Annotated in this window: 16 protein-coding genes; 6 read left to right on the plus strand and 10 right to left on the minus strand. The window is 31.9% G+C overall.

Features of this window, described 5'->3' with window-relative positions:
* Nucleotides 1-130 precede the first annotated feature (130 nt).
* On the plus strand, nucleotides 131-847 hold the full coding sequence (locus tag ACFSSE_RS11100; RefSeq protein ID WP_379047792.1) for a diguanylate cyclase: 717 nt from the start codon (nucleotides 131-133) through the stop codon (nucleotides 845-847).
* A 19-nt stretch (nucleotides 848-866) separates the two neighbouring features.
* Here the strand turns inward: ACFSSE_RS11100 and ACFSSE_RS11105 are convergent, their stop codons facing one another.
* From ACFSSE_RS11105 to ACFSSE_RS11120, 4 genes are all read right to left on the minus strand, one after another.
* Nucleotides 867-1160, minus strand: a complete 294-nt coding sequence (locus tag ACFSSE_RS11105) for a hypothetical protein (protein ID WP_379047789.1) — start codon at nucleotides 1158-1160, stop codon at nucleotides 867-869.
* A 320-nt stretch (nucleotides 1161-1480) separates the two neighbouring features.
* On the minus strand, nucleotides 1481-2443 hold the full coding sequence (locus ACFSSE_RS11110) for a PorP/SprF family type IX secretion system membrane protein (RefSeq protein ID WP_379047786.1): 963 nt from the start codon (nucleotides 2441-2443) through the stop codon (nucleotides 1481-1483).
* A gap of 1 nt (nucleotide 2444) precedes the next feature.
* Nucleotides 2445-5945: a PKD domain-containing protein gene (locus ACFSSE_RS11115; RefSeq protein WP_379047783.1), complete on the minus strand. Its 3501-nt coding sequence runs from the start codon at nucleotides 5943-5945 to the stop codon at nucleotides 2445-2447.
* A 164-nt stretch (nucleotides 5946-6109) separates the two neighbouring features.
* On the minus strand, nucleotides 6110-6451 hold the full coding sequence (locus tag ACFSSE_RS11120; RefSeq protein WP_379047780.1) for a GIY-YIG nuclease family protein: 342 nt from the start codon (nucleotides 6449-6451) through the stop codon (nucleotides 6110-6112).
* A 152-nt stretch (nucleotides 6452-6603) separates the two neighbouring features.
* Between ACFSSE_RS11120 and ACFSSE_RS11125 the strand changes: the two genes are divergently transcribed.
* Both ACFSSE_RS11125 and ACFSSE_RS11130 read left to right on the plus strand, forming a co-directional pair.
* Nucleotides 6604-7380 (plus strand): helix-turn-helix domain-containing protein, encoded by a 777-nt coding sequence (locus ACFSSE_RS11125; protein ID WP_379047777.1) that lies wholly within the window; start codon nucleotides 6604-6606, stop codon nucleotides 7378-7380.
* 62 nt (nucleotides 7381-7442) lie between these two features.
* Nucleotides 7443-7790: a hypothetical protein gene (locus ACFSSE_RS11130; RefSeq protein ID WP_379047774.1), complete on the plus strand. Its 348-nt coding sequence runs from the start codon at nucleotides 7443-7445 to the stop codon at nucleotides 7788-7790.
* 66 nt (nucleotides 7791-7856) lie between these two features.
* On the opposite strand, the gene ACFSSE_RS11135 is transcribed toward ACFSSE_RS11130, so the two are convergent.
* From ACFSSE_RS11135 to ACFSSE_RS11145, 3 genes are all read right to left on the minus strand, one after another.
* Nucleotides 7857-9200: a dihydrolipoamide acetyltransferase family protein gene (locus tag ACFSSE_RS11135; protein WP_379047771.1), complete on the minus strand. Its 1344-nt coding sequence runs from the start codon at nucleotides 9198-9200 to the stop codon at nucleotides 7857-7859.
* 166 nt (nucleotides 9201-9366) lie between these two features.
* Nucleotides 9367-10626, minus strand: a complete 1260-nt coding sequence (locus ACFSSE_RS11140; protein ID WP_379047768.1) for a competence/damage-inducible protein A — start codon at nucleotides 10624-10626, stop codon at nucleotides 9367-9369.
* 1 nt (nucleotide 10627) lies between these two features.
* A complete protein-coding gene (locus ACFSSE_RS11145) occupies nucleotides 10628-13267 on the minus strand; it encodes a putative LPS assembly protein LptD (protein ID WP_379047765.1) in 2640 nt (879 codons plus the stop codon).
* 55 nt (nucleotides 13268-13322) lie between these two features.
* Between ACFSSE_RS11145 and ACFSSE_RS11150 the strand changes: the two genes are divergently transcribed.
* The 3 genes from ACFSSE_RS11150 (at nucleotide 13323) to ACFSSE_RS11160 (ending at nucleotide 15779) form a co-directional block, all read left to right on the plus strand.
* Nucleotides 13323-14183 (plus strand): N-acetylmuramoyl-L-alanine amidase family protein, encoded by an 861-nt coding sequence (locus ACFSSE_RS11150; protein WP_379047762.1) that lies wholly within the window; start codon nucleotides 13323-13325, stop codon nucleotides 14181-14183.
* A 28-nt stretch (nucleotides 14184-14211) separates the two neighbouring features.
* Nucleotides 14212-15156: an MlaD family protein gene (locus ACFSSE_RS11155; protein ID WP_379047759.1), complete on the plus strand. Its 945-nt coding sequence runs from the start codon at nucleotides 14212-14214 to the stop codon at nucleotides 15154-15156.
* Nucleotides 15157-15224: 68 nt separating this feature from the next.
* Nucleotides 15225-15779: a sugar O-acetyltransferase gene (locus tag ACFSSE_RS11160; RefSeq protein ID WP_379047756.1), complete on the plus strand. Its 555-nt coding sequence runs from the start codon at nucleotides 15225-15227 to the stop codon at nucleotides 15777-15779.
* Nucleotides 15780-15899: 120 nt separating this feature from the next.
* Here the strand turns inward: ACFSSE_RS11160 and ACFSSE_RS11165 are convergent, their stop codons facing one another.
* The 3 genes from ACFSSE_RS11165 to ACFSSE_RS11175 form a co-directional block, all read right to left on the minus strand.
* Nucleotides 15900-16766, minus strand: coding sequence for an aldose 1-epimerase family protein (locus ACFSSE_RS11165; protein WP_379047753.1), 867 nt, complete (start codon nucleotides 16764-16766; stop codon nucleotides 15900-15902).
* A gap of 1 nt (nucleotide 16767) precedes the next feature.
* Nucleotides 16768-17730 (minus strand): exonuclease domain-containing protein, encoded by a 963-nt coding sequence (locus ACFSSE_RS11170; RefSeq protein ID WP_379047750.1) that lies wholly within the window; start codon nucleotides 17728-17730, stop codon nucleotides 16768-16770.
* 238 nt (nucleotides 17731-17968) lie between these two features.
* Nucleotides 17969-18982: a PorP/SprF family type IX secretion system membrane protein gene (locus tag ACFSSE_RS11175; RefSeq protein ID WP_379047747.1), complete on the minus strand. Its 1014-nt coding sequence runs from the start codon at nucleotides 18980-18982 to the stop codon at nucleotides 17969-17971.
* Between the last annotated feature and the right edge of the window lie 33 nt (nucleotides 18983-19015).

A 19015-nucleotide genomic window follows, 5' to 3' on the forward strand; every position in this document is an offset into this window, starting at 1 on the left:
GACGATAACTATTACACAACCAGAATTTGCATTTCAAAATCACGAAAGGCAAAAGCAATCGCTTGAATTAGCTATTGCCGACCAACAAATTCAATATCAAAAAAGAGAGAAAAAGAAAACCCAGTTAGAGTTGCTTATTGCCAACCAAGAGCTTTCATTCCAAAATGAAGAAAAAGAAAAAAGAGCTGCCGAATTAGTTATTGCAAATAAAGAATTAGCTTTTCAAAATAAAGAAAAGGAAAAAAGAGCAGCAGAATTAGTTATTGCTAATGAAGAGCTGGCTTTTCAAAATCAACAAAAAGAAAAAAAGGCTATAGAATTGTTAATTGCCAATGAGGAACTCGCTTTTCAAAATCAAGAAAAAGAAAAAAGAGCAATAGAATTAATTATCGCTAATAAAGAGCTTGCTTACCAAAATCAAGAAAAAGAAAAAAGAGCAGCAGAATTAATTATTGCAAATAAGGAATTAGCATTTCAAAACGAAGAAAAAGAGCAAAGAGCGGCAGAATTAGTTATAGCTAATAAAGAATTAGCATTTCAAAACGAAGAAAAAGAAAAAAGAGCGGCAGAATTAGTGTTGGCTAATAAAGAACTTGAAAAAGTTGAGAATTATTTAAGAGACCACATTAAGGATTTAGAAGAAGTTACTTTTATAACCTCTCATAAAGTGAGGCAACCTGTAGCTAATATTATAGGTTTAGCAATGATATTAGAAACACCTCAAACTAGTGAAGAAATCATTAAAATTGTTGGTTACATTACTAAATCAGTGACAGACTTAGATGCATTTACCAAAGAGCTCAGTAAATCTATAAGTGAATTAGAAAAAAAATGGAAAGAAAAATAATTTCTTTCCATTAAATCAATTATTTTAAATTATCTATTGCTTCTTGCTCTCTTAAGCCAGCAATATCATTTTTGCCTTCAAAAGTATTTTTTACTTCTTCAAAGTTTTCAAAAACGGTAGCAATAGAATCTAAAATTTCAGCAGCATTTTGATGCATAATGCCCAATTTATCCTCTAATTTTTTATTATTCAGCTCCATATTATCAACTTCAATTTTGCCTATTTTCTGGATTACAGCAGTTTGGCTATGTTTTAAATCCTCCAATTCTCTACCTATTTTCTCCATTAATTCAAACTTTTTTAGCTTATCCATTTTTTATTTTTTTTAGTTTATAGAATCATATATCCAGTAATAGTGCCAAAAAACAATTTGGTTTAAAATGTTTTTTTAGATGTTGAAATTTTAATTCTTGATAGTATTTGAATCTTAAGCATGAATATTTTTAAAGTTGGACTTACAATTACTTTATGCGTAATCTGTCTGCAAAACATACACAGTTAGTAATACATGGATAAGTTTAAAATTTTACTTAAAATAGTAATAAACAAAAATTATGAATAGATACTGAAACCGATCTATAGAAAGAGCAAAACTAAATCTCATTTTGTTAAACCCAACCCAACAAAATACGCTTAAAACTTAATTCCTAAAACAAACTCATGCGAGCCTGTGTTAATTGTTTTTATACTCGAAATACTACTATCATATGCATATCCAACATCAAACATTTTATTAACGGTAAAGCCAACTAAAAATGCTACTGCATCTTTTTTCCTGTAAGAACTTCCTATCCAAAAATTATTTCTAAAGGCAACTTTTAAATTCACATCTAATGCTTTTGGTAGCGGATCTACATACTTTAACATTAAAGATGGTATTACAGAAACATCTTCCCCAATAAAAAAACGATAACCCCCAGTTACAAAATAATGAGGCACACCAGCTCCTTGATCTGTTAAATCGTTAAAATTTAGCTTTGTTTTTAAAACCTGTTGCATAGAAGCGCCCACAAAAAACTGAGAACCATAAAGATAAATCCCTAAGTTAATATCAGGTGTCCAATTAATAATTTGTCCGGTGGTTACAACAGGGTCATTTGGGTCTTCAAACATTAAAACATCGGTATTTAGTCCTATTCTACTTACACCTGCTCCTAAACCAAAAGAAAGGTTTGCTAAATCGCCAAGCATTAAATGGTAAGCATAAGTTAAATTTAAGGTGGTTCTATTGATGGGGCCGGTTTCATCATTAAGTGCAGTAAAACCTATTCCATGATGATTATCCGAAGACATATAACTGTCTTTATCTGACCTAGTGTAAGGTTCTTCAATACCATAATCTGCAGAACCTGCTGTTAAAATACTCCCATCTAAATTTAAAGGTGTATGTACTGTAAGGTAACCAGTTTTTGGCGCATCTTTAACACCAAGCCATTGGTTTCTAAACCCCATTTTTACGTTTACGGCCCTATACATTCCGGTAACTGCTGGGTTTATAATGTCGTAATTTTGAAAATATTGAGAATAATGCGGCCTTTGTTGTGCAAAAACAAATGTGCTAAGTAGCATAAAAGCTATAAATAAAAATCTCTTCATACTACCTTAGCAAGGTTACAGAACCTGTGTACCTATTACGGCCGTTATTTGGTTCAATAATATAATAGTAAACACCTACTGGCACATCATTACTTTTAAATTTACCATCCCAAGGAGTGTTATACTGTTGTGCAAAAAATACTTGCTGCCCATACCTATTAAATATTTTGATGGTAGCATTTACAAATGTTTCCAAGTATTTAATAGACCACATATCGTTAATACCGTCGTTATTTGGCGAAAACACATTTGGAATAAAAGGATCCACATGAACTATAACATTTACCTCGTCTGCTACCATACAACCTTCTTTTGAAGTTAATGTTAAGGTATATTTAGTAGTTTCTTTAGGTGATGCAATTGGATTTGGGATGCTATCATTACTTAAACCAATTGAGGGCGTCCATTTATATTTCAATTGAGAACCAACAATTATTGGGTTTAATTGCTTCTCTCCAACCAGCAAAATATTCAAATCTTCTCCAATCTCAAGTTTAGGAATATCAACCACCGTTATGGTGCTTTTTATACTGTCTTGGCAGCCTTTATTAGATATAAATGTAAATGTGATTAAGTGACTACCTACACCAGCAATTTCTGGGTCAAAATAATTTCCACTTACTCCTTTTCCTTCAAATTTTGTTGTACCAGCAATACCATTTATTTCTTTTGCGGCTGTTAATAAAAATTTTGGTGCATTTAAACAAACATTTGGCACTTTAGTAAATTGCAATTGCGGGCTTCCATTTACTGTAATGGTAACCGGTGGAGATTCTTGAAAACAAAGTTGCCCAGAATAAGCCCTAAATACCATTTGATAATTTTTATCGACTGCTGAGGCTGGGTATTTATGGGAATAGATTTTACCAAACGTTGGCGCATTATCTGTAAACACAATTGGGCTTGTGCCTGTACTGTTTTCATAGATAATTTCTAATTTCACAATTTCTCCAAAAACAATAGTTGATGTGTTTCTGAAACTTACCTCAGTATTGCTACATAAATTATTTTTATCTAAAACATCAAAACTAACTTTTGGGTTTGAACCACTTATTTTTATGGTTTTAGTTAATGTGGTAACACATCCTTCTGTTGATGTAGCTTGTAGCTTCACATTATAAGTCCCTGTACTTAAATATCTATGTTGTGGGTTTTGCTTTACTTTTTCAATTATATCATTACTTCCATCTCCAAAATCCCAAAGCCAAGAACTTACAGTGCCTGATATTACCTCGGCGTTAAATTTCACCAAATCATTAATACAAGAACCAGGGTCAGCAAAGTTAATTTGCGCTGGGTCGTAAATTTTTATTGCTTTAGAAATTAAATCTGTACAACCAATATTTGAAGTAAGTAATAAACTCACATTATAAGTTCCACTTTTAGTAAATAAATGTGCTGGGTTTTGAAGTGTTGAAGTTGTGCCATCACCAAAATCCCATAACCATGATTTTGTACCATCTGTAGATGTAGATTTATCAACAAATGCAATATTAGTATTAGCACATAAAGAACTTAGTATTTCATAATTTGGAACAAAAGGCTTAATTACTTCAACTGATTTTTCGAATGCAAAAGAATTACAACCCAATTCACTTTGAAGCAAAAGTTTAACTTTATAAATACCTATAGCAGCGTAGGTATGAGAAGGATCTTTTAAAGTAGAAGTTTTGCCATCACCAAAGTCCCAAAGCCACGATTTAACAGTTGCACCTATGTTTTTTTCAACGTAATTAAACTGAATTGGCTTTGTAATACAAACCTTATCTACAGCTGTAAAATTTGCGTCAGGTAAATCAATCACTTCAAAACTGTAGTTGATAATTTCTTCATCAACAGTAGAACATACGCCAGAATTTACTGGTAACGAAACTGTAATTTTAATAGGTTTAACACCGCTGGTGGCAAATTGTAAATTTGCTAATAATTTAAACTCGTATAAAACTTTGTTATTAACTACTACTTCAGTATATGTTGGACTATTCTGTACAATATCTGGTTTGGCAGCATCTATTTTCCAAACCAATTTAGTTGGGATATATGGCAAAAGCAGCTTAAAATCAAACTTGCCATCAATACAAGCTGTAGAAATTGCATCACTTGTGCCTGTTTTTAAAGCGGTAACAATAGTAGTAGAGGCAAGACTTGTTCCCGCAGAATAAGCGTAAGATTCTACCTGACCAAAGCCGTAAGCAATTGCATTAAAACCTGTATCGGCGGCTAAACTAAAATTAGAACCCCCTAAATTATTTAACTGAATTTGTGCGTAAGAATAAGTAGGAGAATTTGGTATTGGATTAAAAGAACTGGCAAAACTATTATTGTTTATTGTAAAACTTGAAGCTTTAGAGGTAGGAATAGTTATATTTAAATACTGCTCTGTAATGTCTAATTTAGATGACGAATAAAGCGTTATTTTATCAATACTATACTCTAAGGGGTTAAGAATTACCATATCTGGGTCTCCTACAATGGGTTGTCCGTTAGGGATTAAGTTTCTACTATCAGAACAAACCTGCGACAAAGCGTATTGAGCAACAGATATTGGTTTATCTGATTTGATGATAGAAACAGCAGTAATAGGTGCTGTAGTATAAAACTGGCCAGAGTTTAAAACTACATTTACACCACCTACATTAACAGTAGTATTATTTTCTGATGCAATAATTCTAAAAATACTCCCAGTATTTCTGTTAAAAAATGGTACTAAAGAAAAAACATTACCCCAACTGTCAATTGGGTAAAGTTGTTGTAAAAGCGGGTCTAAAGTAATCTGTCCGGATGTTAAAACATCACAAGTTGGAGTGCCTAAAACTAATGCAGTACTTCCTGAAAAAGCTGCAATACGTTTACAACCAGAAGTTAATGAATCCACTTCTATCAATGAACCAGTTACGTCTTGTGGGTTTTGGTATTGATAAACATCGCCCTTTTTGGCCAGTGTTACAGAAAACTTTGCTTGCAAAGTTCCATTAATAACTGGAGTAATATTGATTTTCGTATTATCTTCAACAGCAATAACATTAAACTGCGAAAATGCGCCATTGCCACTAGGTTGTTGATCATAAGAAAAAGCAAAATGCTTTCTTCCTAAAGCTTCATAAGGCAAAACTAATGTAGCAGCCGATCTAAAACCTGCAAAAACATGGGCATAAACTACAACTTTAGGTTTTCCATCATCTACCTTCACTTTTATTCCTTTATTAATGGATGTTTTAGTGCCAGTGCCTAAAAATGAAAAATTACGAGGAACAAAAATTTCTTTTACAGTATTGGCTTGTACAGTAAAACTTTCTGAATAAGTACCACATGAAACAACACCGCTGGAATTACTTTTGGAAGTAATAAACAAAGACATAGTGGCTAAATTTCCATTTGACGGAACATGGTCTGGAAAACACACCCAAAATTCGGAACCCTCATTAGTTACATTTTGGGCATAAGTGAATTGAAAGGAAGTAAGGAGGCCTATAAAAAAGAGCAATAATTTAAAAGGCTTCATCTAAAAAGGTTTTTTCATTTTCTATATTATAATGCAAAGTAAACATATAGAAAATTTGAACCTAAATAAAAGATCAATTTTTAAGAAAAAAAATATTTTTTTATTAAGCTCTCAGCTAAATAATTAAGACAGATGCTAATAATTTAACAAAATAAAAATTATAATTAAGACGCAAAGCTTAAAACATGTTGTGATAAACGTACGTTTGGTATGATATGTTCATGCTTTAAAGCCATTGTTAAATCTGTCCAATCAGTATTAACTGCTCTTACAACCTTTTCTTTTTGGCGACGTGTAAAACTGTTAATTAAATTAAAACGGATAGATGCACTTGCTTCATCTTTTAATTCTTCAAAATAAACTAAACGAGTAAGCTGATTGCTATTATCAAAACAAAGGCTTGGCATTTTTTTATAAAAATCCATGGTTTTCAAAATATCCGCACTTAAGCCTACATGCAAGTTATTTCTGTTTCTATCTGTAACTATAAATATGTACTTTTTCATCTTTTGCTTTTCTTTTATTTGTTAATAACCTGCTCTTTTTCGCAACAATAAAAAATGATTTAAAAATCATTTCATTTAATTAAAAATATTTTACTAATTTTATGAGCATAAAAATACTAATAATTTTAGTAAAAACAAATAATTTTTTTGAAATGGGAAAAATATCCGAAAACATTAAATACTTAAGAAAGAAAAAAGGCTATACACAACAGCAATTTGCTGACGTAATGGAAATTAAAAGATCTTTAGTTGGCGCTTATGAAGAAGAGCGAGCGGACCCTAAGTATGAGCTTTTAAAGAAATTTGCCGATTTTTTTGAATTGAGTATAGATGATTTAATAAACGAAAAAATTGACGCCAACTGGAAACCTAAGCCAAAGGGCGATGCTTCTAACGTAAGAGTTTTAAGTATAACTGTTGATAAAGACGACAACGAGAATATAGAATTAGTACCGGTAAAAGCAAGTGCGGGTTATTTAAATGGTTATAGCGACCCAGAATTTGTAGCCGCTTTACCTAAATTTTCTTTACCTATGTTTAACCAAGGTACTTACAGGGCTTTTGAAATAAAAGGCGACTCTATGTTACCACTGCCTTCTGGTGCTATTATTATATCTGAGTATGTAGAAAATTGGAACGATTTAAAAGTTGGCGAAACAGCAATTGTAATTAGTAATAATGATGGCGTTGTATATAAAAGGATAGGTTCTAAAATTAAGCAGGATAAAGGACTAAAACTAGTTTCAGATAATCAAGTTTATGATCCTTATTATGTAAATGCTGATGAAATTTTGGAAATATGGAAAGCAAAAGCTTTTATTTCTACAGAATTACCACAACCAACACCAGAACCAACCATGGAAAGCTTAACTTCTATGATGGCGCAAATGCAAAGATCAATTAGCCAATTACAACACGATAAAAATTAATGTTTTTTTCATTAAACCTTTTAAATATTAATTAATCATAACGATATAAACTAAAAAATAAGATGAAAAAATATCTTTTATCAATTGCGCTATTAGTAGCTGTAAGTGCAACAAGTTTTGCGCAACAAAAATCAGCAGAAGACAGAGCTAAAAAAACTACAGAAACAATGGATACCAATCTTACGTTAACTGCTGAGCAAAAAACTAAAATTTATGACGCCAACGTAGAGAAAATTAAAGCTACAGATGCTTTAAAATTAGTTGCAGGTGAAGGAAACAAACCTGATGCTGAAAAAATGAAAGCTGTAAACAAAAAATTTAACGATGTTGTTAAAGCAACATTAACAGAAGAACAAAAAGCTAAAATGGCAGAGATGAAGGCTCAAAATGCTAAACCAAAAGAAAACTAATATTTCTTAAGGAATAAAAAATTGGGGTTGATTTTAAAAAATCAACCCCAATTTTTTTATGGATATTTAAATTTCTCTATTAATATCCCAAGCTTCTAAATAATCAGCTACTCTTTTAACAAAAGTACCACCTAAAGCACCGTCAACAACTCTATGGTCATAAGATAAAGAAAGGAACATCATGTGTCTAATCGCAATTACATCTCCAAGTTCTGTTTCTAATACTGCTACTTTCTTTTTTATAGCACCAACAGCCAAAACAGCAACCTGCGGTTGATTAATAATTGGTGTGCCCATTATATTGCCAAAAGTACCAACATTAGTTAAAGTAAAAGTACCACCTTGTATTTCATCTGGTTGTAACTTATTTATTCTGGCCCTGTTAGCTAAATCATTTACACTTTTTGTTAAACCAACTAAATTTAACTGGTCAGCACTTTTTATTACTGGTACAATTAAATTACCACTTGGTAAAGCTGCTGCCATACCAATATTTATATTTTTCTTTTTGATAATTTGTGTTCCGCTAACAGAAACATTAATCATTGGCATATCCTTAATTGCTTTAGCTACAGCCTCTACGAAAATTGGAGTAAAGGTGATTTTTTCTCCTTCTCTTTTTTCGAAAGCGTTTTTAACTTTATTACGCCATAAAACCATATTGGTAACATCGGCTTCAACAAAAGAAGTTACATGTGCTGCTGTATGCTTGCTATGAACCATGTGCTCGGCTATTAGCTTACGCATTCTGTCCATTTCAATAATCTCATCGGCACCGCTTGTGGTAATAGCTGGTTTTTTTATTGGTTCTGCCGCTATAATTGGTGCTGCTGGTGCTGATACTGTTTTTTCGGAATTTGGAGTTTGCTCAGTTGCTTTTGCTGAAGAATTTATTCCAGTTTTTGACGCTATGTAACCGAATAAATCATCTTTAGTTACTCGGCCTTCGCTCCCACTTCCAGTAATATTATCAAGTTCTGTTACACTTATACCTTCTTGTTGTGCAATGCTTTTAACCAAAGGCGAGTAAAATTTTTCGGAAGTACTAAAATCAGTTGATTTATTTTCAACTTTTTCAGTTTTTTCTTCTGGCACAAAAGGCACTTCATCTACTGCAATTTCTGGTTCGGTAACATCAGATGCAACTTCTTTAGCTTGTTCTTCGGCACCTTCAATTTCTATAATCGCTATTACATCGCCAACTTGCGCTACATCATTTTCTTGAAAAAGTTGTTTAACTAACTTACCTGTTACCGGAGAAGGAACTTCAGAATCTACCTTATCAGTAGCTATTTCTAAAATGGTATCATCAATATTAATGGTGTCTCCAATATTTTTTTCCCATCTTATAATTGTTGCTTCTGCAACACTTTCCCCCATTTTAGGTAATAATAGTTCGTATTGAGCCATAAATTTTTTTATGTGATTTAAACAAATTTAACAATATAATGCAGTTTACCTTAATAAACTGCTAACTGATGTTTGTAAAAATAATGATTAAAATTAGAGATTGTTTTACTAAAACATAAAGAAATTGATAAAGTAAAAAAAATAAATAGGTAAAAAAACCACCTAATTATGAAGCAGCTTCTGTATTTTCTTTCAATAATCTAAACAGCATGGTAAAAGCTGCCATTACAGATCTTTCTATGTTTTGAGTACGTTTATTACCAAAAGTAAATTTCTTAGCAACGGTTTTTTCTTTATTTGCAACTGCTATCCAAACTGTACCAACAGGTTTTTCTAAAGTGCCGCCACTTGGCCCAGCAATACCACTTACCGCAATACTATAATCTGTCTCAAAATTCTTAATTGCTCCCCTAGCCATTTCTTCAATCGTTGGTTCACTAACGGCACCAAAGTTTTCTAAAGTTTCAGGCTTTACGTCCAGTAGCTTTATTTTTAATCCATTAGAATAAACTACACCACCACCCATAAAAACTGATGAACTGCCCGTATGTTGCGTTAACATTTTAGCTACTGCACCACCAGTGCAACTCTCTGCAACAGATAGCGTTAAACCCTTACTTTCCATTAAATTTAAAATCACCTTTTCTATGGGTAAATCTTCTTTTGCCACCCAATGATTTGGAATGGTATCAATTATTTTTTGAGTATAAGCTTTAACTTCTTCAATAATTTGTGGTGATGCGTGTTCTAAAGTGCTTAATCTTAAACGCACTGAGCCTAATTTTGGTAAGTAAGCCAACTTTATATAAGCCGGTAAACTATCCTCTATAGCCTCTAATTTTTCAGCTAAAAAAGATTCGCCGACACCTGCTGTTAAAATAGTTTGATGATAAACAGCTGGTAAATTATATTTTTCTTGTATCAAAGGAATAACAGAACTCGACATGATATTCTTCATCTCATAAGGTACGCCTGGCATAGAAATAAAAATTTTATCGGCTTTTTTAAAAAGCATTGCTGGCGCAGTACCTTGCGGGTTTAGTATTACTTTGCAACAAGTAGGCACCATTGCTTGCTGTATATTCACAGCTAATAAAGGTGCATTGTACTTTGCAAAAATACCTTCTACAATTGCCAAAGTAGGTTTATGCATTACAAACTCATCGCAATTAAAATATTTAGCTAAAGTTTTTTTTGTAATATCATCTTTTGTTGGTCCTAAACCACCGGTAATTAAAATGATATCAGCTCTCTTTTCAGCTTCTTGCAAAGCTTCAACTATGTGGCTTACATCATCAGAAACAGAACTTATCTGTTTTATTTTTATGCCTATTTTATTGAGTTCGGCGGCCATCCAGGCCGAGTTGGTATCAACAATTTGACCTATTAAAATCTCATCGCCAATGGTAATTAATTCTGCTAACATGTTAAAACTGATTATAGAAATTTCTTCTTTTGCTTAATTTTAAATCTTGTAAAATAGAAGACTTCACTCTTAAATCTACACTGTAACTTTGAAATGGTCCAAAAGGTATCCAACTCACAGACATATCCCAGCAATGTAAATCTCTGTAAATAGAAAATGATGTTAAACTAATAGCTTTGTTGTTAAAATCATAACCTGTGTTAAACTGTACTTTCCATTTTGGTGTTAAATTAAAATCTCCGTTAGCACTTAACGTTTGAATGAGTGCTTTTGTTAGGCCAGAGTTAGAATAATTAAAATTATAGAAAAAACTTAAATTCCACGGAATACTAAAATCCACAAATGCGTTTGCATTTCTATTAATTTGTTGTAACTGTGCTGCCTGTTGGCTGTTTACTCTGTTAAACAAATCACTGTTATCATTCCCGGGTGGGTTGTTACTTTTATTGTTTTTACCTAAAGAGTTAGAATTTAAGCTATAATCAAAAGAAAAGTTGAAATTTGTTAGCGTTGGTAACTTACCATCCTGCCAGGTATATCTATCAATATTTCTTCCAATAACTCGTCCGCTTTCTATTTCAGTTAAAAAAACATAAGGATTTAATGACCCAGAAAAGCTAACTCCTAACTTTTCTGTAAAAAATGTTCGTCCTCCAAAACTTAGCTGAGACAGTTTTAAACTATCAGCAACAAAATTATAGGAACCATTTATAGATAAACCTTGAAGAATAGGAATTTTTTTAACACCGTTGTTTGTGGTGTCTTTAGAATCTCTAACCTTAATTTCTATGTTATTTTCTAAACCAAAATTAATGGCTGCACTTTTACCATTACCTGGCCCTCCGTACAAACTGTTTTCAAAAATAGAATAAGCCGTTCTTGCACCAAATTGATTGCTTTGCAAGCTGTCATAATACCCATATTTAGCCTGCCCAAAATCTGGACGATAAGAAAAACCAACATTTGGTGTTAGCACATGCCTTATAGCCATTAAGTTACCTTTCTTAAAATTAACAATACCGTAAATTTTGGTATTTAAGCTACCACCTACACTATATTCGGATGCTCTTCTAAAACCTGGAATGGTATCAATAGCGATAGAATCTATAGTACCAGTTGGTGTTGGCCTTGCTAAATAGCTTTTTCTAATGGTTTGAAAATACCATTTTTCGCTGTAGTTTATATTTTGGCTAAACTGAAAGTATTTCAAAACTTTTGACGACATAGAAATGGGAATATTATGTTGAACTCCACTTCTTACTTTGCTTAAACTTTCACTTCTAAAAAGCAAAGAATCTATTGTATTTAATTGATTATCTGCTTGCAAAGCATAACCTACTGCAATTCTTTGAAACCACTTTTGCTCTCCAATTCTATCTTTAGAGTCAAATGGGTTTAAAGTTGTCATGCTAAAATTTAAACTTGGTAAGTTTAATGATACTAAACCAGATGTTAAATCTTGACTATGGGTTAAAGCTGTACTTAAACTAAATGGAGAGTTTGCCCAGTTTTTACTGTAAGATATACTAGAGCTTAATTGATTTTGCACAATTTGCTGATAGCTAGAACCGGGTAAATTTCTAAAAGCTCCTCTTGTACTTGCATTTACAGAAGCACCAAAATTAGTACCTGGGCGGGCATTTGCATTTTGAGTATGTGACCATCTTATCTGGAAATCTTTTGTTGGATTTTCAAATTCTTCTGTGCCTTCTACCCCAAACTTACGTGATGAATAAGAAAAGAAAATATTTCCATTATACTTATACCTTTTAGTGTACCTACTGGCAACATTTGCTTCATAAGATCCTTTTGAAAAAACACCGCCCTTTAATGTTAAATCCCAAAAGTCGTTTAAACCGATGTAATAGCCGAAATCTCTTAAGAAAAACCCTAATGTTGGGTCTTCACCAACTTGTGGTAACAAAATACCCGATGCTCTTTTATTTGGTTTAGGGAAAAAGCCAAATGGAATTATAAATGGCAAAGGAACATCTTCAATAACCATATAAGCTGGCCCAGTTACTATCTGGTTTTCTGTTGCAATACCTTTTGTAATAATGATACCAAAATGTTGATGTGGAGATGGCAAATTACAAGTAGAATAAGTTACATCTTTTAAGTGAACCTCATTATTTACTTGCTTTTTTATTTTTCCACCGGTAATATAGCCACCGTCTTGTTCAGAGTACACTTGAAATATTTTACCTTTCGAGGTTTTAAAATTATAGAAAACAGAATCGGCGGTAAGTGCACCTTGTGATGGATCTTTAAAAATAGGTAAGCCAGAAAAACGACCTAAAGAATCTGTTATTCCTTTTGCAAATATGGTATTGTCTTTATAATTTATCTTTATATAACCTGCATCAATTTCTTTGTCTCCGTATGTAATTCTACCATTACCATACAAATACATCATATTGTTTTTTACATCGTAAAAAGAGGAATCAGAAGCTACTGCTTTAATTACGTCTGTTATTTCACCTTTCTTAGAATTTTTCTTTAAAGTATCCGTTTTAGGAGTAATTGTACTATCTGCAACTGCTATATTTTTTATTGTATCTTGCTGGTATAATACATTTGCTTTTGAAACAATGTTTACAAATAGTAAAGCACAAGTAAAAAATATATAGGTAAATTTCAAAATCAAAAAAGAATAATATTTTTGCAAGCAAGTTTATCAAAAACGTCCAAAATTAATGAAAATTACAACATCCAAAAGGTTTATTAAATGTTTAATACTAACAAGTTTTACTTTTTTTGTATTTAGCTCTTTAAAATCAGACATTAATGAGAATTATTTATCAACATCTACTAAAATAAAAACAATTGTTATAGATGCTGGACATGGAGGGGAAGATGGATCTACCCATGGTGCAATGTCTAAAGAAAAAAATGTTGCACTTGAAGTTGCTTTAAGATTAGGAAAAACAATTGAAGAAAGACTACCTGACGTAAGAGTTGTTTACACCAGAAAAACAGATGTTTTTGTTAAATTATATGAAAGGATTAATTTAGCAAACAAAGAAAAGGCAGATATTTTTATTTCTATACATTGTAATTCAATGCCTTTAATAAGACAGCGTTACGTTGTTAATGGTAAAGCTTATTATAGGAGCATACCTAACCCCGTTACAAGAGGAACTGAAACTTTTGTTGCTGGTTTTAACAGATTAGCTGAGCAAGATGCTGCGGTAAGAGAAAATGCGTCTGTTCTTTTAGAAAAGGATTATAAAAGTAATTATGACGGTTTTGACCCTAATGACCCAGAAAGTTATATTATTTTTTCTTTAATGAAAAATGCTTTCAGAGATCAAAGCATTAGATTGGCATCATTAGTGCAGGAAGAATACAAAAAATCTGGTAGAGTTGATAGAGGCGTTAAAGAACAAGGATTGGCCGTTTTACAAAGAGCTGGAATGCCTGCAATATTAACGGAAATTGGCTTTATCAGTAACCCAGAGGAAGAAAAATACATGAATTCTGAAGAGGGACAAAATGAAATTGTAGGTAACATTGTGAATGCAATTGTGAACTACAAAAAAATGGTTGAGAACTAAAAAAAATTAATTATTAAAATTTAAAGATTTGAAAATTTCTAACGAAACCAAAGTTGGCATATTAGCTTCAATTGCTATTGCTATTTTCATAATTGGTTATAACTTTTTAAAAGGAAACGATGTTTTCTCTAGTGAGAACGAGTTTTACGCCAAGTATGATAAAGTTGATGGTTTAGCCATCTCAAAACCTGTGTTGGTAAATGGTTACCAAATTGGCCGAGTGTCTTCATTAATATTACAAGCAAATGGTCAAATTTTAGTGCAATTTAAAGTTGACCCTAAGTATCAAATTCCAAGTAATACCATAGCAAGGCTTGAAAGTACTGATTTACTAGGAAGTAAGGCTGTAGTTTTTGATTTAGGTAATAGCTTAAAATATGCGATTGATGGTGACACATTAAATGCTAATGTACAAGCCAATATTATGGAACAAGTTGAACCTGTACAAAAAAAGGCTCAAATGATTGTTTCAAGATTAGATTCTGTTTTAACATCTGTAAATTTAATTTTAAACCCAGATTTTCAGAAAAATATAAATAGAAGCTTTACCAGCATTGCCCGTACTTTAGAAACTTTAGAATCTACATCTAAAACCGTAGATGGTGCTGTAGGTATTCAAGCAAGAAGAATTGATGTTATTTTAGCTAATGCAGAGTCAATTTCTAATAATTTAAAAAACAACAATGAAAAGATTACCTCAATGTTAAAAAACATGGATTCTTTTTCTACTCAGTTAGCTAACACAGATATTAAAACTACCATTGATAACGCCAATAAAGCAGTAATGGAATTACAAACTAGTGTTAACAAAATAAACAGCGGAACAGGTTCTATTGCTTTATTATTAAACGATCAGAAGCTTTATGACAACCTTAATAACTCTGCAAAGAATTTAGATAATTTAATGATTGACGTAAAATCAAACCCTCAACGTTATGTAAGTTTCTCTATTTTTGGTGGAAGAAAAGATTAATTAAAAATATTAACATAAATTTTAAACGGAAAAAGCAACCCTTTTTCCGTTTTTTTATTCTTAAGAAAATGAAATCTGAAAAAGAAAAAATGCTTGCTGGCGAGATGTATTTAGCAGCAGACGAGGAACTTTTAAAAGAAAGAAGACATGCAAAAAGATTGCTTAGACAAATTAATGTTACAGAATATTTAGTAACTAAAACTGCTAAAACTATTTTAAAAGAATTAATACCAAATACTGGTAAAAACTTTTACGTAGAGCCGCCTTTCCATTGTGATTATGGTTATAATATCAATTGTGGCGATAATGTATATTTTAATGTAAACTGCGTGGTTTTAGATACCATGAAAATAAATATTGGTTCGCATGTTTTATTTGGCCCAGGTGTTCAAATTTATGCTGCTTCGCACCCATTAGATGCTGAAACTCGTAAAACTTTAGAATTTTCTAAACCTGTAACTATTGGAGATAATTGTTGGATTGGGGGAAATTCAATTATTTTACCAGGTGTAAACATTGGAAACAATTGCGTTATTGGTGCCGGAAGTGTGGTTACCAAAGATGTTCCTGATAATAGTATGGCAGTTGGAAACCCAGCTAAAGTGATAAGAGAACTAAAATAAGTTAATATTAAAACATTAATTACCATATTACTAGCTTAATAACTTAAATAAAATTTAAAGTAAAAAAAGACTGCAATTTTAAAATAGAAATTGCAGTCTTTTAGTTTTAATTAGTTTTATTTAAACAGTTATAGAATAATCTGTTTCAAAAACATGCCCATGTTTTAACATTTGAATACCTTCTTTTTCTGAAATATCTTTTGCAGGTCCTTCTGTATCAGAACAACCCAACCAAGGTTCAATGCAAATAAAAGGTGCATCTCCCTTGGTCCAAATACCTAAAAATGTTAAATGCGGATAACTCACTTTCACTTGTTTACTATGCTTAGTACTTTTTAATATAACCTCACGAGATTTAATATTTTTAAATACCAATGCATCATCTTTAAACAAATCTCTGGTTAAAAAAAGTTTCTGGTTCGGTGTAGCAATTGCTAGAGTTTCTCCACTTAATAAGCCGTTTGTGGAAGATTTATGTGTTATCAATTTTTCCTCTTTATTAAATTCTAAATAATAATCTTCAAAATTATCATTTTCAGCTAAGGGAATATTAAATGCTGGGTGGGCACCAACAGAGAAGTAAATCGAGCCTTCATCCATATTAATTACTTTATAAGAAACTCTTAAGGTTCTTCCCTCTAAATGGTAAATGACCTGAAAATCAAATTTATATGGGTAAATTTTTAGAGTTTCCTCGTCATATCGTAATTCAAAAATGGCTTGGTGTGGTGCAGACTCAATTCTTCTAAAATTACTGGTGCGAGCGAAACCATGACGACCTAATGTATATTGTTTTTGATTAACATTTAAAGTATTGTCTTTTAAACCACCAACAACGGGAAATAAATTTGGTGCATGAAAAGGCCAAACAGCTGGGTTTGCTTGCCACATATATTCTGTGCCATCCAATTTTTCGTTGATAGAATGAATCTGTGCACCAAGACTACTTATAGCAACTTTTAAATGTTCATTTTCAAGAATTACCATCTTATATTTTTTTAAATTTATTAGCTAACATTTGCAGCATATCTCCATCAGCAGGTGATGTATCTTCTTCCTTTTTGGTATGAGTTTGTTGCTGAGGTTTTGGATTTGCAGCTTTCACAACTTCTTTTGGTTTTTGTGCCTGTTGTTTTACCTCATTTTTTTGCTCTTTAAAAGCTTTCCAATATTTTTCTAACCTGTTTTTAGTATAGAGGGGAAAATCACCATTCATCATCCAAGCATAATAGCTAGGCTCTTGCTCAAAAACATCAAAAACAGGTTTACCTTTGTGTTTTCCAAAATTAAAACAGGCTACATCATCATCATTAAAAACCATTCTTCCCGCAAAATCAACAGGTTTATTTAGGTTTGTAAAATTGTGTAGGCCTTCAACATCATTAACCACTGGCTGGCTAACATTGCCTTTTTTATCTTCAAAGTTTTTACCTTCATATTTTTGTATTTGAGCTAATAAAACTTCGTAAGTTGCTTTAATATCTGCTTCGGCAGAGTGTGCATTAATAATATCTTTTCCACAATAAAATTTGTACGCTGCTTTTAATGTACGTTGTTCCATTTGGTGGAAAATATTTTGTACATCAACAAATTTTCTATCGTCAATTTCAAAATTAACTCCAACACGTAAAAATTCTTCCATTAACATCGGGATATCAAACTTATTTGAATTGTATCCGGCCAAGTCTGCATCGGCTAAAAACTCAACTATATCTTGTGCTACTTCTTTAAATTTTGGAGCATCTTTAATATCCTCATCATAAATACCATGAATTAAAGATGTTTCTAAAGGAATTGGAATTGTTGGATTAATTTTAAGGGTTTTAACTTCCTCATCGCCATTAGGCATCGCTTTTAAAATAGAGATTTCGACAATTCTATCCGAAGCTACGTTAATACCCGTGGCTTCTAAATCGAAAAATGCTAATGGACGTTTTAAATTGAGTTTCATTTTTATGGGTTAAATAAATTGGATTTTGATTTTAAAACTAGCTAAATATGATAATGCCTAATATAATACCAACAATCATTATTACATATAACATAATTTCATTACCTGCAAACTGTTTATACTTACTCCAAAACGAATATTCGTTTTTGTTTTTAGACATTATTTTACTCTTTTAACTAAAAAAATGAAGGTCGTTATTTTTTATAGAGTATAAAAGAAGAAGTTTTTATTTTTTTGATTAGAAATTTTTGGGGCAAGTAACTTGGTAACGGTTGTTTAATGTTAAACCAATAACTATTTCATGCGAACCGTTTGATACTGTATTTAATGCTGATGTTGTAAAATCATAAGCGTAGCCCACATTTAAAAGCGAACCTAAATTAAAGCCTAACATCCCAGAAAAAGAATCGTTTTTGCGGTAGGCCCCTCCTATCCAAACTTTATTTCTGAATGCAATTTTTGTATTTAAATCTATTGATAAAGGCGTTGGATTCACATATTTTAACATTACAGAAGGGATAACTGTAATATCATCATTAAGCCAAAACCTGTAACCAGTGGTGACAAAATAATGAGGTACCGTTTTACCCGCATTAGCGTTAGCATTATAAATAAAAGATATGGTTTGAGGTAAAATTTGCTGAACAGATGTACCAAAAAAGAATTCTGCAGAATAAAGCCATATTCCTAAATTAACATCAGGTTTAAGTTTGTTGATTGTACCATTATTTATAATAGCCGCGTCGTTTGGGTCATCTAAGGTTATATCGGCAGTATTTAAACTGGTTCTGTTAATTCCTACACCAACTCCTACCGATAAATTTATTCTGGGTGCTAAACCCAAATGATAAGCGTAGGTTATATTTGCTGTTGTAGTACTAATTGGCCCTGTTTTATCTATAACCGCCATAATACCAATACCATGGTGAGGGTCAGAAGCTTTGTAATCTGTTTTATAGCTTATTCCCAAAGGGTTTTCTCCTACCATACCAGATGAAGTTGCACCACCCCATTCATTTGTATTTCCTAAAGGCATGTGAGCTGTAAAATAACTGGTTTCTGGGGCGTTTTGCAAACCAGTCCATTGTTGGCGAGTTGCTGCTTTTACGTCGATATAACTTTCAATACCCGTTAAAGCAGGATTTACAATGTAATTATTAAGAATATACTGCGTGTATTGGGGTTTTTGCTGCGCATCTAAACCAATAGTAAACGTAAAATAAATAGTTAAAAAAACAGCAATTATCTTCATTAAATTATATTCCTTTTTTATCCAATTTAACAG

It is taken from the genome of Pedobacter alpinus (assembly GCF_042684645.1).
GTDB classification, from domain to species: Bacteria; Bacteroidota; Bacteroidia; order Sphingobacteriales; family Sphingobacteriaceae; genus Pseudopedobacter; species Pseudopedobacter alpinus.

Coding starts and splice junctions, on each gene's coding strand:
- ACFSSE_RS11160 (WP_379047756.1), top strand. CDS start 15,225: ATGAAATCTGAAAAAGAAAAAATGCTTGCTGGCGAGATGTATTTAGCA.
- ACFSSE_RS11125 (WP_379047777.1), top strand. CDS start 6,604: ATGGGAAAAATATCCGAAAACATTAAATACTTAAGAAAGAAAAAAGGC.
- ACFSSE_RS11105 (WP_379047789.1), bottom strand. CDS start 1,160: ATGGATAAGCTAAAAAAGTTTGAATTAATGGAGAAAATAGGTAGAGAA.
- ACFSSE_RS11150 (WP_379047762.1), top strand. CDS start 13,323: ATGAAAATTACAACATCCAAAAGGTTTATTAAATGTTTAATACTAACA.
- ACFSSE_RS11135 (WP_379047771.1), bottom strand. CDS start 9,200: ATGGCTCAATACGAACTATTATTACCTAAAATGGGGGAAAGTGTTGCA.
- ACFSSE_RS11140 (WP_379047768.1), bottom strand. CDS start 10,626: ATGTTAGCAGAATTAATTACCATTGGCGATGAGATTTTAATAGGTCAA.
- ACFSSE_RS11120 (WP_379047780.1), bottom strand. CDS start 6,451: ATGAAAAAGTACATATTTATAGTTACAGATAGAAACAGAAATAACTTG.
- ACFSSE_RS11110 (WP_379047786.1), bottom strand. CDS start 2,443: ATGAAGAGATTTTTATTTATAGCTTTTATGCTACTTAGCACATTTGTT.
- ACFSSE_RS11170 (WP_379047750.1), bottom strand. CDS start 17,730: ATGAAACTCAATTTAAAACGTCCATTAGCATTTTTCGATTTAGAAGCC.
- ACFSSE_RS11130 (WP_379047774.1), top strand. CDS start 7,443: ATGAAAAAATATCTTTTATCAATTGCGCTATTAGTAGCTGTAAGTGCA.
- ACFSSE_RS11175 (WP_379047747.1), bottom strand. CDS start 18,982: ATGAAGATAATTGCTGTTTTTTTAACTATTTATTTTACGTTTACTATT.
- ACFSSE_RS11165 (WP_379047753.1), bottom strand. CDS start 16,766: ATGGTAATTCTTGAAAATGAACATTTAAAAGTTGCTATAAGTAGTCTT.
- ACFSSE_RS11115 (WP_379047783.1), bottom strand. CDS start 5,945: ATGAAGCCTTTTAAATTATTGCTCTTTTTTATAGGCCTCCTTACTTCC.